Origin of the sequence: Achromobacter sp. ES-001 (genome assembly GCF_019448355.1) — a bacterium.
GTDB lineage: Bacteria > Pseudomonadota > Gammaproteobacteria > Burkholderiales > Burkholderiaceae_B > Achromobacter > Achromobacter spanius_B.
On the sequence record NZ_CP079940.1, the window covers coordinates 2,260,138 to 2,274,409 of the forward strand.

Below are 14,272 nucleotides of genomic sequence, written 5' to 3' on the forward strand. Positions count from 1 at the left end.
ATCAGGAAATATTGATTCGATAGTTTTGAAAAACTGGACTATTAAGGCCCAGCAAGGCGACCCATGCGACCCGTAACCTTTGACCTGGACATCCTGCGCAGCTTCGTTGCGGGCGTCGATTTGGGTAGCTTCGGCCGGGCGGCCGACCGCCTGGGCCGATCCACGTCGGCGATCAGCGCGCAAATGAAAAAGCTGGAAGAGCAGGCCGGCGTGCCGCTGCTGCGCAAGGCCGGGCGCGGCCTTGCGCTCACCGACGCGGGCCAGACCATGCTGGCCTACGGCCGCCGCCTGTTGGAGCTGAACGACCAGGCAGCCCGCGCCGTGCAAGGCGCCGAGCTGTCCGGCCGCGTGCGCCTGGGCATGCAGGAAGACTTCGGCGAAATGCTGTTGCCCCGCGTGCTGGGCCAATTCGCCCGCGCGCATCCCCATGTGCGGATCGAAGCACGGGTGGCGCGCAACGGCGAACTGCTGGAACGCATGGCGCTGGGGCAGTTGGACCTGGCGCTGGCCTGGGACTTTGATGCGCGCCTGCCGCATGCCGAACGCCTGCTGGACCTGCCCATGCGCTGGATCGGCCCCAGCCAGCTTGCCGATCCGCCGCGCGGCGACGGCGGCGGCGGAGGCGAACTGCCGCTGGTGGCCTTCGAGGCGCCTTGCCTGTTTCGCACCTGTGCCACCGACGCGTTGGACCGCGCCGGTGTGAACTGGCGCGCGGCATTCACCAGCCCCAGCCTGGCCGGCTTGTGGGCGGCCGTGTCGGCGGGGCTGGGCCTGGCCGTGCGCACGCCGTTGGGCCTGCCCGCCGGCGTGCGCGCGCTGGCGGCGGGCGAGCAGGGCTTGCCCCCTTTGCCGTCGATCACGCTGTCGCTGTATCGTGCCCAGGCGCAGCCGGACCCGGTGGCCGCCGCGCTGGCCGATATCGTGCGGCAGTGTGTCCGGGACAGCAGCGCCGCCTGGGCGACGCCATCCGCCCTGTCCACTACCTTGCCCGCCACGGTCCCAGCATGAATCGATTCCAAGAAATGTCGGTGTTCCTGGCCGTGGCCGAAGCCCAGAGCTTTGCCGCCGCCGCACGCCGCCTGGAAATGTCCGCGCCGTCGGTCACGCGCAGCGTTGCGGCGCTGGAACGGCGGCTGGGTGCCTTGCTGCTGGTACGCACCACGCGCAGCCTGCGCCTGACCGAGGCGGGCCAGCGCTACGCGGCCGACTGCCGCCGCATTCTTGAAGACGTCGAACAAGCCGACGATGCCGCCGCCGGTGCGATGGCTGTACCACGTGGCGCGCTGCACGTCACCGCGCCCGCGTTCTTTGGCGAACTGCACGTCATGCCGGTGGTGCTGGCCTATCTGCGCGCGCATCGTGCCGTGTCGGTGCGCACCTTGCTGGTGGACCGGGTGGTCAACCTGCTGGACGAAGGCGTGGATGTTGCCGTGCGCATCGGCGCGTTGCCCGATTCCACGTTGACGGCGGTGCCGGTGGGCCACGTGCGTCGCGTGGTGTGCGCCACGCCTGAATTCCTGCGCCAACACGGCGAACCCCAGGACCCCGATGCGCTGCACCGCTTCTGCACCATCACGGCCGCGATGGAAGGGCGGGGCGCGCAATGGCGCTTCCAGCAAGCCGGCGAGCCGCGCCGGCTGAACGTGGAATCGCAGCTGGCCGTCACGTCGTTTCAGGCCGCCGTATTGGCCGCGTGCGAAGGGTGGGGCTTGACGCAGGTGGTGTCGTACCAGGTGGCGCGGCACCTCAAAAGCGGTGCCTTGCAGGTGGTGCTGCGCGATTTCGAATTGCCGCCCATGCCGGTGCATGTGGTGTACCCAGAAGGCCGCCGCAGTTCCGCCAAAGTGCGCAGCTTTGTCGAGTTCTGCGTGCAAGCCCTGCGGCGCGATCTGGCCGAATTGCCGCTCTGACGGGCCGGAGCTCGGGCAGCGCCGCCGGGGGATGAGGAGCCTTCGGCCGGTGCCTTCCCCGTGCCTTTGACCGTGAGCCTTCGGCCGTGCCTGCCACCGCTGCCTTCCATCCGTCCTTTCAAATCCGACAATAGTGTCTTGTCGCGGCTGGCCGTTCACGCGGGGCGCGCATCGGACCAAGATGGAGCCATGTTCATCCACCTTGGAAATTCCCATGTCCGCTGCCCCGTTGACCTTCTATAGCTTTCCCCTGTCCGGCCACGCGCATCGCGTCGCGCTGATGCTGTCGCTGCTGAACGTTCCGCACCAGCGCATCGACGTGGACCTGCGCGGCGGCGAGCACAAGCGCCCGGAATTCCTGGCGCTGAACGCGTTCGGCCAGGTGCCGGTCATCGACGACAACGGCACGGTGGTGGCGGATTCCAATGCCATCCTGGTCTATCTGGCCACCCGCTACGACGGCCAGGCCTGGCTGCCCGCCGATCCGGCCGGCGCGGCGGCGGTGCAGCGCTGGTTGTCGGTGGCGGCCGGGCCCCTGGCCAGCGGCCCGGCAACGGCCCGATTGATCACGGTATTTGGCGCGCCCTACGACGTGGAAACCACCTTGGCGCGCGCGCATGCCTTGCTGGGCGTCATGAATGCCGAGCTTGGCACCCGTGCCTTCCTGGCCGGTTCCCGCCCGACGATCGCGGACGTGGCCTGCTACGCCTACGTGTCGCACGCGCCCGAAGGCAATGTGTCGCTGGCCGACTACCCCCATGTGCGTGCGTGGCTCGACCGCATCGAAAGCCTGCCGGGCTTCGTGCCCATGGCCCGCACGCCCGCCGGCCTGCAGGCCGCCTGACACCGCCATCACCGCAACGGCCCGGAGCGCACCATGATCCCCACTGATACCCCTCTTGACGACGACTTGCCGTGGCATGCGGGCGAACGCCTGTTGCAAGCGCGCGCCGGCGTGGCTGAACGCATGGCGCAGATCGGCCCGAAGATCGTGCGCGACCACATGCCCGACCAGCACCGCGCTTTTTTCGCGCAGTTGCCATTCCTGGTAATAGGCACGGTGGACCCCCAGGGCGACCCGTGGGCCGGCGTGCTGGAGGGCCAGCCCGGCTTTGCCACGTCGCCCGACCCGCACACCTTGCGGGTGACCGTCATGCCGGATGCCGATGACCCGGTGCGCGCGGGCCTGGGCCCCGGGCAGGCGGTGGGGCTGCTGGGCATCGAGCTGCACACGCGGCGGCGAAATCGCATGAACGGTCGCATCGCGGCATGGGACGGCAAGCGCTTCGATGTAGCCGTGGCGCAGTCCTTCGGCAATTGCCCGCAGTACATCCAGGCGCGCGATTTTCATTTCTCGCGTTCGCCCGCCATGCGGTTTGCAGCCGCGTTGCCGGAAACCGATCAACTGGACGATGCCGCGCGCGCGTTGATCCAATCGGCCGACACCTTTTTCGTGGCCTCTTACCTGGACGATGATGCGCGGGGTGGCCGCGCGGTTGACGTGTCGCATCGCGGCGGCAAACCCGGTTTTGTGCGGGTGGACGGCAATGTGCTGACCATTCCCGATTTTTCCGGCAACCGCTTTTTCAATACCTTGGGCAACCTGATGGCGAACCCGCGCGCGGGGTTGGTCTTTGTGGATTTTGAACGGGGCGACCTGCTTCAGGTATCGGGCCGCGCCGAGGTGGTGCTGGACAGCCCCGAAATCCAAAGCTTTGCGGGCGCTGAACGGCTGTGGCGCGTGCACGTGCGCCGTGTGCTGCGGCGGCCCGGCGCCTTGGCGCTGCGCTGGCAATTCGGCGCGTATTCGCCCACCGCGCTGGGCACGGGGCAGTGGCCGGGGCAGCCGGGCTAGCCGGGCGAGGGCGTGGTTTTCTGCACGACGGTGTCGTCGGGCTCCAGCAGGCGCCCGTCCTGGGCGCGGATTTCCAGGCGGCGCACGGCTTGGCCGCGCTTGCGGTCGATCAGCGTGGAGTGCGCTTCGGCAGGGCCGTAGTAATGGTCTTCGCCCCACTGCCGCAAGCCGACGATGACCGGAAACAGCGCGCGGCCTTTGTCCGTCAGCACGTATTCCTGATAGGCGCTGCCGTCCGAGGCAGGGGCCACGGCCAGGATGCCGTGGGCAACCAGGGTGCGCAGCCGGTCGCTAAGGATGTTCTTGGCCACGCCCAGGCTTTTCTGGAATTCGCCAAAGCGGCGCACGCCGTCGAACGCGTCCCGCACGATCAACAGCGACCACCAGTCGCCGATGGCGTCTAACGAGCGCGCCACCGGGCAGGCGGCGCCTTCAAGGCTGGTGCGTTTGACCATGTCTGACCCTAGGATGGGGATGCAATGGTTGCATTATAAAACCTTCGGGTCTAGCATTCTGGTTTCGTAATAAAACCAGAAGGACGTACCATGCCCGATGCTCCACCGCCCGGCGCCAACACCTTGAGCGCTGCCTGCGCGCAACCCGCGGCGGCTGCCGCCCGCGGCACCCCGGCCGATGCGGGGCGCAATCCGGCCGACAACGACGCCAACGAAGCTGCCGACGCCAACGACGCCGCCGACGCCAACGAAGCCGCCGACGCATCGCCGCCCCTGCCTACATCGCTGGTGATGCTGCTGGCCGTAGCCTGTGCGCTAAGCGTGGCCAACGTGTATTACGCGCAGCCCTTGCTGGACGCCATCGGCCGCGAGTTCCTGCTGGACGAAGGCGCCGTGGGCGTCGTCGTCAGCGCAACGCAATTGGGCTGCGCGGTGGCGCTGCTGTTCGTGGTGCCGCTTGGCGACCTGCTGGACCGGCGCCGCCTGATGCTGGCGCAACTAGGCCTGCTGGTGCTGGCGCTGGGCGCGGTGGCCATGTCGGCCAATACGCCGTGGCTGCTGGCGGGCATGGTGGCGCTGGGCCTGTTGGGTACCGCGATGACGCAAGGCCTGCTGGCGCTGTCCGCCGCGCTGGCCGCGCCCGGCGAACGGGGCAGGGTGGTGGGCGCCGCGCAGGGCGGGGTGGTGATCGGTTTGTTGCTGGCGCGCACGGTGGCCGGCGTGGTGGCCGACGCCTGGGGCTGGCGCGCCGTGTACGTGGTGTCCGCCGCGATGGCGGCGTTGCTGGCGTGGGTGCTGCTGCGCCGCTTGCCTCGGCGCCGGCTGCCTACGGCAACGCTGTCCTACTGGGAGTTGCTGCGGTCCATGGCGACGCTGCTGGCCACGGAACCCGTGCTGCGCGTGCGGGGCATGATTGCCTTGCTGATGTTCGCCGCCATCAGCGTGTTCTGGACGGCGCTGGTGCTGCCCTTGAGCGCGCCGCCCCATTCCTTGTCGCACGCGGCGGTGGGCGGCTTCGGCCTGGTGGGCGTATTGGGCGTGTTGATGGCCGCGCGGGCCGGCCGCTGGGCGGATCGCGGGCTGGGGCAGCGCACCACGGGCGCGGGCTTGGTGCTGCTGTGCCTGGCGTGGGCGCCCATTGCCTTGCTGGATCACAGCCTGTGGGCCCTGGCGCTGGGCGTGCTGGTGCTGGACGTGGCGCTGCAAGCGCTGCACGTGACGAATCAAACGATGATCTTCAGCATCAGCGCCCAGTCGCATAGCCGCCTGGTGGGCAGCTACATGATGTTCTACGCGGTGGGTAGCGGGCTGGGCGGCATTGCGTCCACGGCGGTCTACGCGCGCGCCGGCTGGCTGGGTGTGTGCGCGCTGGGCGCGGCCATCAGCGTGACGGCCTTGTTGTTCTGGGCGGCGACGTTGCCCCGCAAGGCATCGCCGCCGCCGTCGCGTCAGGGTTGTACCGCGTAGTCCTTGGACCCCAGCACCACGGCCGCCAGTCCCGGCGCCTGGGTCAGCTTGTGCAGCGCATAGGTCTGTGCGGTGGCGATCTTGGCCTGATGGAAGTCGGGGTCTTCCTGCTGGTGGTCCAGGCTGGCCAGCAGCGCACGGGCCATCTGCCATCCGGCCAGCGTCGTGCCGGCCAGCAGCAGATACGGCACGGCCGACCCGAAGACGGCGTTGGGCGCGCCCGCGGCGTTGGCCAGCACAAAGTCCACGACATTGGCCAGGGCCAGCCGCGCCTGCCGCAGTGGCTTGAGCACCAGGTTGGCGGCCGGCTCGCTGCGCGATTCCAGCTCGGTTTCAGTCTGGCGGATGGCCTCCAGCAGCGCATGCGCCACCGCGCCGCCGTCGCGCAAGGTCTTGCGGCCGACCAGGTCGTTGGCCTGGATGGCGGTGGTGCCTTCGTATATGGTCAGGATGCGGGCGTCGCGGTAATACTGCGCCGCGCCGGTTTCCTCAATGAAGCCCATGCCGCCGTGCACCTGCACGCCCAGACTGGTCACGTCCAGCGACATCTCGGTGCACCAGCCCTTCACGATGGGCACCAGGAATTCCTGGATGGCCAGATGACGCTTGCGCTCGTCGGCGTCGGGGCTGGCGTGGGCCAGGTCGGCGTGGCCGGCCGTCACGTAGGCCAGCACGCGGCCCGCTTCGGTCAGCGCGCGCATGGTGCCCAGCATGCGGCGCACATCGGGGTGGTGGATGATGGTGACGGCATCGCGCGACGACCCGTCCACCGGGCGGCTTTGCACGCGGTCGTTGGCATAGGCCAGCGCGTGCTGGTAGGCACGGTCGGCAATGGCGATGCCCTGCACGCCCACCGCATAGCGCGCCGCGTTCATCATGATGAACATGGCGTCCAGCCCGCGGTTTTCCTGGCCCACCAGATAGCCCAGCGCGCCGCCCGCATCGCCGAATTGCAAGGTGGCGGTGGGGCTGGCCTTGATGCCCAGCTTGTGTTCGATGGACACGCAGGTGACGTCGTTGCGCGCGCCCAGTGAGCCGTCTTCGTTGACCAGGAACTTGGGCACCAGGAACAGCGAAATGCCCTTGACGCCTTCGGGTGCGTCGGGCAACCGGGCCAGCACCAGGTGCAGGATGTTCTCGGTCAGGTCGTGGTCGCCGTAGGTGATGAAGATCTTGGTGCCGGATAGCCGGTACGTGCCGTCGCCCACCGGTTGCGCGCGCGTGCGGATCATGGCCAGGTCCGAGCCGGCTTGCGGTTCGGTCAGGTTCATGGTGCCGGTCCACTGGCCCGAGATCATGGGCCCGATGAAGCGCGTTTTCATTTCCGCCGAGCCGACGGTCAGCAAGGCTTCGATGGCGCCGTTGGTCAACAAGGGGCACAGCGCGAACGACAGATTGGCGGCGTTCAGCATTTCAGAGCAGGGCGACCCGATCAGGCCGGGCAAGCCCTGGCCACCGTATTGCACTGGATGCGACATGCCCTGCCAGCCCGCTTCGGTGTATTGGCGAAACGCCTGCTTGAAGCCGGGCGACGTCGTGACGGCGCCGTCGCGCCAGGTGCTGGGCTCACGGTCGGCCGGGTGGTTCAGCGGGGCCAGCACTTCGGCCGCGAAATGCGCGGATTCTTCAAGCACGGCCTGTGCGGTGTCGGGCGTGGCCTCCTCGAAACCGGGCAGGGCGGCAACTTGCCGCAGGCCGGCCAGGTGGTTCAACACAAACAGCATGTCTTTCACGGGGGCTTGGTACGTCATGGCCGAAAAACTCCTTTGATGAAGGTGCCGGGCTGCCGGCGTTCAGGCGGCTTTGTTGGGGTCGGCCACATCAATGGCCTGCGTTGAGCCCACGGCGGCGCGCAGCTCAAATTTCTGGATCTTGCCGGTGGATGTCTTGGGCAGTTCTCCGAAGCGCACCGCGCGCGGCACCTTGAAGCCGGGCAACAGCAGTTTGCAGTGCGCGATGATCTCTTCGGCGGTGGCGCTGCAACCCGGTTTCAGTTCGACAAACGCGCAAGGCGTTTCGCCCCACTTCGGGTCGGGCATGGCCACGACGGCCACGGCCGCAACGGCGGGGTGCCGGTACAGCGCGTCTTCCACTTCAATGCTGGAGATGTTCTCGCCGCCGGAAATAATGATGTCCTTGCTGCGGTCCTTGATGCGCACGTACCCGTCCGCCGTCATCACGCCCAGGTCGCCGGTGTGAAACCAGCCGCCCGCGAAGGCGTCGTCGGTGGCGCGTTCGTTCTTCAGGTAGCCCTTCATGCAGATGTTGCCGCGAAACATGATTTCGCCCACGGTCTGTTCGTCGGCGGGCACTTCCTGCATGGTGTCGGGGTTGCGCACCGATACGCCGGCCTGCAAGTGGTAGCGCACGCCCTGGCGCGCGGTCAGCTGCGCACGGCGTTCGTCGTCCAGCGCGTCCCAGGATTCCTGGCGGGCGCAGACGGCGGCCGGCCCGTAGACTTCGGTCAGCCCATAGACGTGGGTCAGTTCAAAGCCGATGTCGCGCATCTTGGCGATGACGGCGGGCGCGGGCGCGGCGCCCGCGACCATGGTGCGCACGGTATGTGTGATGCCCGCGCGCATCTCGGCCGGCGCGTTGGCCAGCGCGCTTTGCACGATGGGCGCGCCGCAGTAATGCGTGACGCCTTCGGCGCGGATCAGGTCGAACACGGTCTGGGGGTCGAACTTGCGCAGGCACACGTTCACCCCGGCGCGCGCGGCCACCGTCCACGGAAAGCACCAGCCGTTGCAATGAAACATGGGCAGCGTCCACAGATAGACCGCGTGCTTGGGCATGTCCCATTCAAGAATGTTGCTGACGGCGTTCAGGTACGCGCCGCGGTAGTGGTAGACCACGCCCTTCGGATCCCCGGTGGTGCCCGAGGTGTAGTTCAGCGCGATGGCGTCCCATTCGTCGGCCGGCGGCTGCCAGTCGTAATGGGCGGGCGCGTCGGCCAGGAAGGCTTCGTAGTCGGTAGCGCCCGGTATAGGGGCGCCCGGCATAGGGGCGCCCGGCACAGGGGCGCCCGGCTCAGGGGCGTCCCTATGCCGGGCGGCTGCCGAGGTGGCGGGGGCGCCGTCCAGGTCGTGGACCGAGACGATCTTCAAGTGCGGGTATTCGGCGCGGGCGCGCTGCGCGATGTCGGCATATTCGGTGTCGATAATCAGGGCGCGCGCTTCGCCGTGGCCCAGCATGAACAGCACGCTGGGCGCGTCCAGGCGGGTGTTCAGCGTGTTGAGCACCGCACCGACCATCGGCACGCCGAAGTGGGCTTCGACCATGGCGGGAATGTTGGGCAGCATCACGGCGACGGTGTCGCCGCGCTGGATGCCGGCCCGTTCCAGCGCGTTGGCCAGGCGTTGCGCGCGTTCGTAGGTCTGGGCCCAGGTGCGGCGAACCTTGCCGTACACCACGGCAAGCCGCTGGCCGTACACCTCGGCCGCGCGGGCAATGAAGTCCACCGGGGTCAAGGGCGTGTAGTTGGCGTCGCGGCGCGCCAGGCCGTGGTCGAACATGCTGCTCATGCGTCGTCTCCGAGTGGGGCGCGTGGGCGGCCCCTGTCTAGTTCGAGGTTTGCTGATCGCGGAAAGCTTGATTTCCGTCGCTTGCGTGAGCGTAGGGGCGAGCCGAAAATACTGTCTGTCGCCTGCATGACAGACCTGCCAGCCGACCTCGCAAACTGCCAGTTTTACACGGTTCCGCCCATGTCCGATGTTTCAAACGTTGTTTCCGCCGCCGCGCTGGCCGAGCTCTTTGGCGCCTGTTCGTGGTTCGCCGCACTGGAGGCCGGCCACCAGGAACTGGTGCTGGCGACGGCGCGCGCGGAACACGTGGCCAATGGCGCCTGGATCGCGCGGCGCAACGCGCCATCGGACTATTGGCTGGGCGTGCACACGGGCTTGCTCAAGCTGGCCATCTATAACGAATCGGGCCGCAGCTGCACGTTTTCCGGCGTGCCGCGTGGCGGCTGGTTTGGCGAAGGCAGCGTCATCAAGCGCGAGCTGCGCAAATACGATGTGGTGGCGATCCAGCCGTCGCTGGTGATGTTGGTGCCGGCCGCCACGTTCCATGCGCTGCTGGCCGCCAGCCTGCCGTTTTCGCATTTCGTCATCGGCCAGCTGAACGACCGCATGGGGGAATTCATTGCATCGATCCAGAACCATCGTTTGATGGACGCCGATGCGCGGGTGGCGCAGTCGCTGGCCCAGCTGTTCAACCCGCAGCTGTATCCGTCTACCGACCTGACGCTGGCGATTTCCCAGGAAGAACTAGGCTATCTGACCGGCCTGTCGCGCCAGCGGGTGAACCAGGCGTTGCAGACCCTGGCGGACGCGCAGATCCTGGCGCTGGCGTATCACCAGATCAAGGTGCTGGATTTGAACCGGCTGCGGCAGTTCGGGCTGGAGCAGATCTAACGCCAATCGGGCCACGTCAGCGCGGCGCCGGGGCGGGCCAGGGCGCGGGTGACAGGGCACCGGACAGCGCGCGTGACAGCGCGGCGCGCGCCAGGATGCGTGTGGAATCCAGCGTGGGCAAGGCGCAGTTGCCGTCGTTCAGCACCAGCGGCAGTTCGGTGCAGCCCAGCACCACGGCGTCGCAACCGGCATCGCGCAAGCGTTCCACAATGCCTCGCAGGCGCGCGACCGACCCGGGCTGGAATACGCCGTAAACCAGTTCGTCCATGATGATGCGGCCCAGCGTGAGCCGGTCTTCTTCGATGGGGCGCACCCATTGCAGCCCTTGCGCGCCCAGCTTGTCCGGATACACCTCGCTATCGACCAGCCACCGCGTGCCCAGGATGCCGATGCGTCGAAAGCCTCGCGCGGCGGCCTGCAAGGCAACTTCCTCGGCGATATGCAGCCAGGGCAGCGGCGAACGCGGCAGCACATGGCCCCACGCCTGATGGATGGTGTTGTCCGGGCAGATCAGCAAGTCAGCCCCGACGCGCGCCAGCTTGTTGGCCGATGACAGCATCAACGCGCCCACACCGGCCAGGTCCTGGTTGTTCAGGCACACCACGTAGTCCGCCAGCGAATGGGTATGCAGCGAAATTTCGGGGTGCGCGTGCGGCCCCATGCGCTGCGAACCTTCGGCGCACAACGTGCGATAGCACAGCGCGGCGCCTTCGGCCGAACAGGCAACGATGCCGATGTGCAGGGCGGCGGTGGCGACCGGGTCGGCGGTCGTGGGGTTGGTGGTCATCGGCGCACTGTTCATGAGGCAGGGTCCTGGTTCAACGCCCGCACGTGGCGGGCAATGTCGACAAAACTCTTGGCCATGGCGGCTTGTTGCGCGGCGGGCAATCGCGACAGGAACAGTTCGTCGATGGCCGGGCCGTACACCTTCCACATCTCGCGCCGCAGCGCGCGGCCCTTGGGCGTCAGGCGGGCATAGGTGGCGCGCCTGTCCTCGTCGGAACGAAAGCGCTCGACCAGGCCGGCCGCCTCGATCCGGTCCATCAAGCGCGTCAGGTTATAGCGCGCGATCACCATGCGTTCGGCCATTTCGAACATGCGCGCCGTGCCGTCGGGAGCGCGTTCCAGCGCCCATAGCGCGTCGTACCACGCCAGCGGCGGCAGGTCGGCTGCCGACAGCCGTTTTTCAATCTCCTCTACCACCAGCGCGTGCGCGGTCAGGAAGAGGCTCCATGCGTCGGGCTTGCCCGTGGCCATGCGGTCGTTCCTTTTTTGATATCGGGAATGCAGCCGCGATTGTAAGAGCGGCGTTGCGGGATCGCGCGATCGAAGTGGAAAACGTGAACAGCGGTTGGCAAAGATAGTTGCACTTGCAATTGTGCAGGCGCGGCCATACGATTGCAATTGCACATGATGCAATTGCAATTCACGATGTGAAATGCGTGGAACGCCGACGCCTTGCTGCGTGGCGCAGCCCCATCACCAAAGGAACTCCCATGGACACCCCGATCGATTCCACCGACGCCGACCCGCAGGAAACCCAGGAATGGCTGGAAGCCATGCAGGCCGTGTTGGCCCACGAAGGCCGGCCGCGCACGCACTACTTGCTGGATCAATTGATCCAGCAGGACCGCGCGGCCAATGGGCGCTATACGGCGCCGGGCGTCACCCCCTACGTCAACACCATCAATGTTGCGAGCCAGCCCGCGTTTCCGGGTGATATCGGCATCGAGCAGCGACTGGACGCCTACCTGCGCTGGAATGCCATGGCCATGGTGCTGCGCGCCGGCAAGACTTCGGGCGTGGGCGGCCACATCGCCACCTACGCGTCGGCCACGACGCTGTACGAAACGGGCTACCGCCATTTCTTTCGCGCCGCCACGCCCGATTTCCTGGGCGACCTGCTCTACATTCAGGGCCATTCCGCGCCCGGCATTTATGCGCGCGCCTACCTGGAAGGCCGAATTTCCGAAGACCAGCTTGACGGCTTTCGCCGCGAAATCGGCGGCGGCGGGCTGGCGTCCTATCCGCACCCGCGCACCATGCCGGGCTTTTGGCAATTTCCCACGGTGTCGATGGGCCTGGGCCCGCTGATGGCTGCCTATCAGGCCCGCTACATGCGTTACCTGGAAGACCGCGAGCTGATTGCCGCGCAGGGCCGCAAGGTATGGGGCTTTCTGGGTGACGGGGAACAGGACCAGCCCGAAACGCTGGCCGCCGTGGCAATGGCCGGGCGCGAAAAGCTGGACAACCTGATCTTCGTGGTCAATTGCAACCTGCAACGGCTGGATGGGCCGGTACGCGGCAACGCCAAGATCATCCAGGAACTGGAAAGCGTCTATCGCGGCGCCGGCTGGAATGTCATCAAGGTGATCTGGGGCGCCGGTTGGGACGCGCTGCTGGCGCAGGACCACGACGGCCGCCTGCGCCGCCGCATGATGCAGTGCGTGGATGGCGAATACCAGGTGTTCAAGGCGCGAGGCGGCGCCTACGTGCGCGAGCATTTCTTTGGGGCGGACCCGGTGTTGCTGGACCGCGTGGCCCATCTGTCGGACAACGAGATCGGCGCACTGAACCGGGGCGGCCACGACCCCGCCAAGGTGCATGCCGCCTATGCGGCGGCCATGGCGCACCGGGGCCAGCCCACCGTCATCCTGGCCAAGACCGTCAAGGGGTACGGCATGGGCGCGGCGGGCGAGGCGGCCAACACCAACCACCAGCAAAAGAAAATGGCCGACCCGGCCGTGCGCGCCTTCCGCGACCGCTTCGCCATTGCCGTGCCGGACGATCAGCTTGAAGAGATTCCGTATATCAAGCCCGCGCCCGGCAGCGCGGAGCACCACTATTTCCAGGCCGCCGTCGCACGCGCCGGCGGTCATCTGCCGCACCGTTCGGGGGGCCCAGGGCCGTTGTCCACGCCGCCGCTGACGGCGTTCGCCGCCCATTTGAAGGGCAGCGACGGCCGCGAATTTTCAAGCACGATGGCCTTCGTGCGGGTATTGGCGCAGCTGCTCAAAGACCCGGATATCGGCCCGCGCGTCGTACCCATCGTGCCCGACGAGTCGCGCACGTTCGGCATGGACGGCATGTTCCGCCAAGTGGGCATCTATTCGCACGTCGGCCAGCTTTACACGCCCCAGGACGCGGACCAGCTCAGCGTCTACCGCGAGGACCGCAAGGGCCAGATCTTGCAGGAAGGCATCAACGAATCCGGCGCGATGTCGTCGTGGATCGCGGCGGGCACCGCCCACAGCACGCATGGGCTGGCCACCATTCCCTTCTATATTTTCTATTCCATGTTCGGCTTTCAACGCGTGGGCGATCTGGCGTGGGCGGCGGGCGACATCCGCGCGCGCGGCTTTTTGCTTGGCGCCACGTCGGGGCGCACCACACTGGAAGGCGAGGGGCTGCAACACGATGACGGCCATAGCCACGTGCTGGCCTCGGTCATCCCGTCCTGCCGCGCCTATGACCCTGCCTACGCCTATGAAATCGCGGTGATCGTGCAGGACGGGCTGCGCCGGATGTACACGGACGGCGAAGACGTTTTCTATTACCTGACGCTGGTCAACGAGAAGACCGCGCATCCGCCCATGCCCGAAGGCGCCCAGGCCGGCATCCTGCAAGGCATGTATCGCTTGCGCCAGGGCGAACCGGGCGCCTTGCGCGTGCAGCTGCTGGGTAGCGGCGCGATTCTGGCCGAGACGCTGGCCGCCGCTGATCTCCTGCAACAGGATTTCGGCGTGTCGGCGGACGTCTGGAGCGTGACCAGCTATTCCGAACTGATGCGCGACGGCCACGAGGTCGAACGCTGGAACCGCCTGCATCCGCAGGCCGAGGCGCGGCGCGGTCATGCCGAAACCGCGCTGGCCGCCAGCGTGGGGCCGGTGGTGGCCGCCACCGACTATATGAAGACGGTGCCCGAGCAGATCCGGCCGTTCCTGGCGGGCCGGCGCTACGTCACCCTGGGCACCGACGGATTCGGCCGCTCGGATACGCGCCCGGCGTTGCGCTCGTTCTTCGGCGTGGACCGCCATCACATCGCCTTGGCGGCGCTCAAGGCGCTGGCCGATGACGGGCAGGTGGACCCGGCCCAGGCCGCCCAGGCCATCGTCCGATACGGCATCGACGCCGAGGCCGTGTCGGCGGCCTTGCCCTAGGCACAGGGGC

12 protein-coding genes are annotated in these 14,272 nt (G+C 67.4%); 7 read left to right on the plus strand and 5 right to left on the minus strand.

Annotated features, from left to right (window positions below; translation table 11 throughout):
* The first annotated feature begins 63 nt into the window (after nucleotides 1-63).
* The 4 genes from KYT87_RS10265 to KYT87_RS10280 all read left to right on the plus strand — a co-directional run bounded on the left by KYT87_RS10265 (nucleotide 64) and on the right by KYT87_RS10280 (nucleotide 3,765).
* Nucleotides 64-1,008, plus strand: coding sequence for a LysR substrate-binding domain-containing protein (locus KYT87_RS10265; RefSeq protein ID WP_219992169.1), 945 nt, complete (start codon nucleotides 64-66; stop codon nucleotides 1,006-1,008).
* Nucleotides 1,005-1,910 (plus strand): LysR family transcriptional regulator, encoded by a 906-nt coding sequence (locus KYT87_RS10270; protein WP_219992170.1) that lies wholly within the window; start codon nucleotides 1,005-1,007, stop codon nucleotides 1,908-1,910. Before KYT87_RS10265 ends, KYT87_RS10270 begins: the two co-directional genes overlap by 4 nt.
* Before the next feature lie 214 nt (nucleotides 1,911-2,124).
* The gene (locus KYT87_RS10275; RefSeq protein WP_104145367.1) at nucleotides 2,125-2,754 is read left to right on the plus strand and encodes a glutathione S-transferase family protein; all 630 of its coding nucleotides are present in this window, start codon (nucleotides 2,125-2,127) and stop codon (nucleotides 2,752-2,754) included.
* A 33-nt stretch (nucleotides 2,755-2,787) separates the two neighbouring features.
* Entirely contained in the window at nucleotides 2,788-3,765 is a 978-nt protein-coding gene (locus KYT87_RS10280; RefSeq protein WP_219992171.1) for a pyridoxamine 5'-phosphate oxidase family protein, read from the plus strand.
* Here the strand turns inward: KYT87_RS10280 and KYT87_RS10285 are convergent.
* Complete coding sequence (locus KYT87_RS10285) at nucleotides 3,762-4,220, minus strand: helix-turn-helix domain-containing protein (RefSeq protein ID WP_046804538.1); 459 nt, start codon at nucleotides 4,218-4,220, stop codon at nucleotides 3,762-3,764. The genes KYT87_RS10280 and KYT87_RS10285 overlap by 4 nt on opposite strands.
* Before the next feature lie 291 nt (nucleotides 4,221-4,511).
* Between KYT87_RS10285 and KYT87_RS10290 the strand changes: the two genes are divergently transcribed.
* Nucleotides 4,512-5,687, plus strand: a complete 1,176-nt coding sequence (locus tag KYT87_RS10290) for an MFS transporter (RefSeq protein WP_082134460.1) — start codon at nucleotides 4,512-4,514, stop codon at nucleotides 5,685-5,687.
* Here KYT87_RS10290 and KYT87_RS10295 read toward each other — a convergent pair.
* Entirely contained in the window at nucleotides 5,669-7,438 is a 1,770-nt protein-coding gene (locus tag KYT87_RS10295; protein WP_219992172.1) for an acyl-CoA dehydrogenase, read from the minus strand. The genes KYT87_RS10290 and KYT87_RS10295 overlap by 19 nt on opposite strands.
* A gap of 42 nt (nucleotides 7,439-7,480) precedes the next feature.
* The gene (locus KYT87_RS10300; RefSeq protein WP_219992173.1) at nucleotides 7,481-9,211 is read right to left on the minus strand and encodes an acyl-CoA synthetase; all 1,731 of its coding nucleotides are present in this window, start codon (nucleotides 9,209-9,211) and stop codon (nucleotides 7,481-7,483) included.
* Between the two features lie 180 nt (nucleotides 9,212-9,391).
* On the opposite strand from KYT87_RS10300, the gene KYT87_RS10305 reads away from it, so the two are divergent.
* Nucleotides 9,392-10,102 carry a Crp/Fnr family transcriptional regulator gene (locus KYT87_RS10305; protein ID WP_046804541.1) on the plus strand — a complete coding sequence of 237 codons (711 nt, stop codon included), beginning with the start codon at nucleotides 9,392-9,394 and terminating at the stop codon, nucleotides 10,100-10,102.
* 16 nt (nucleotides 10,103-10,118) lie between these two features.
* On the opposite strand, the gene KYT87_RS10310 is transcribed toward KYT87_RS10305, so the two are convergent.
* Both KYT87_RS10310 and KYT87_RS10315 read right to left on the minus strand, forming a co-directional pair.
* On the minus strand, nucleotides 10,119-10,904 hold the full coding sequence (locus KYT87_RS10310; protein ID WP_255594052.1) for an aspartate/glutamate racemase family protein: 786 nt from the start codon (nucleotides 10,902-10,904) through the stop codon (nucleotides 10,119-10,121).
* Complete coding sequence (locus tag KYT87_RS10315) at nucleotides 10,901-11,359, minus strand: MarR family winged helix-turn-helix transcriptional regulator (RefSeq protein WP_046804542.1); 459 nt, start codon at nucleotides 11,357-11,359, stop codon at nucleotides 10,901-10,903. Before KYT87_RS10315 ends, KYT87_RS10310 begins: the two co-directional genes overlap by 4 nt.
* A gap of 239 nt (nucleotides 11,360-11,598) precedes the next feature.
* Between KYT87_RS10315 and aceE the strand changes: the two genes are divergently transcribed.
* Nucleotides 11,599-14,262: a pyruvate dehydrogenase (acetyl-transferring), homodimeric type gene (gene aceE / locus KYT87_RS10320; RefSeq protein ID WP_219992174.1), complete on the plus strand. Its 2,664-nt coding sequence runs from the start codon at nucleotides 11,599-11,601 to the stop codon at nucleotides 14,260-14,262.
* Nucleotides 14,263-14,272 lie beyond the last annotated feature (10 nt).

Coding starts and splice junctions, on each gene's coding strand:
- aceE (WP_219992174.1), top strand. CDS start 11,599: ATGGACACCCCGATCGATTCCACCGACGCCGACCCGCAGGAAACCCAG.
- KYT87_RS10310 (WP_255594052.1), bottom strand. CDS start 10,904: ATGAACAGTGCGCCGATGACCACCAACCCCACGACCGCCGACCCGGTC.
- KYT87_RS10295 (WP_219992172.1), bottom strand. CDS start 7,438: ATGACGTACCAAGCCCCCGTGAAAGACATGCTGTTTGTGTTGAACCAC.
- KYT87_RS10300 (WP_219992173.1), bottom strand. CDS start 9,211: ATGAGCAGCATGTTCGACCACGGCCTGGCGCGCCGCGACGCCAACTAC.
- KYT87_RS10315 (WP_046804542.1), bottom strand. CDS start 11,359: ATGGCCACGGGCAAGCCCGACGCATGGAGCCTCTTCCTGACCGCGCAC.
- KYT87_RS10290 (WP_082134460.1), top strand. CDS start 4,512: ATGCTGCTGGCCGTAGCCTGTGCGCTAAGCGTGGCCAACGTGTATTAC.
- KYT87_RS10280 (WP_219992171.1), top strand. CDS start 2,788: ATGATCCCCACTGATACCCCTCTTGACGACGACTTGCCGTGGCATGCG.
- KYT87_RS10270 (WP_219992170.1), top strand. CDS start 1,005: ATGAATCGATTCCAAGAAATGTCGGTGTTCCTGGCCGTGGCCGAAGCC.
- KYT87_RS10285 (WP_046804538.1), bottom strand. CDS start 4,220: ATGGTCAAACGCACCAGCCTTGAAGGCGCCGCCTGCCCGGTGGCGCGC.
- KYT87_RS10265 (WP_219992169.1), top strand. CDS start 64: ATGCGACCCGTAACCTTTGACCTGGACATCCTGCGCAGCTTCGTTGCG.
- KYT87_RS10275 (WP_104145367.1), top strand. CDS start 2,125: ATGTCCGCTGCCCCGTTGACCTTCTATAGCTTTCCCCTGTCCGGCCAC.
- KYT87_RS10305 (WP_046804541.1), top strand. CDS start 9,392: ATGTCCGATGTTTCAAACGTTGTTTCCGCCGCCGCGCTGGCCGAGCTC.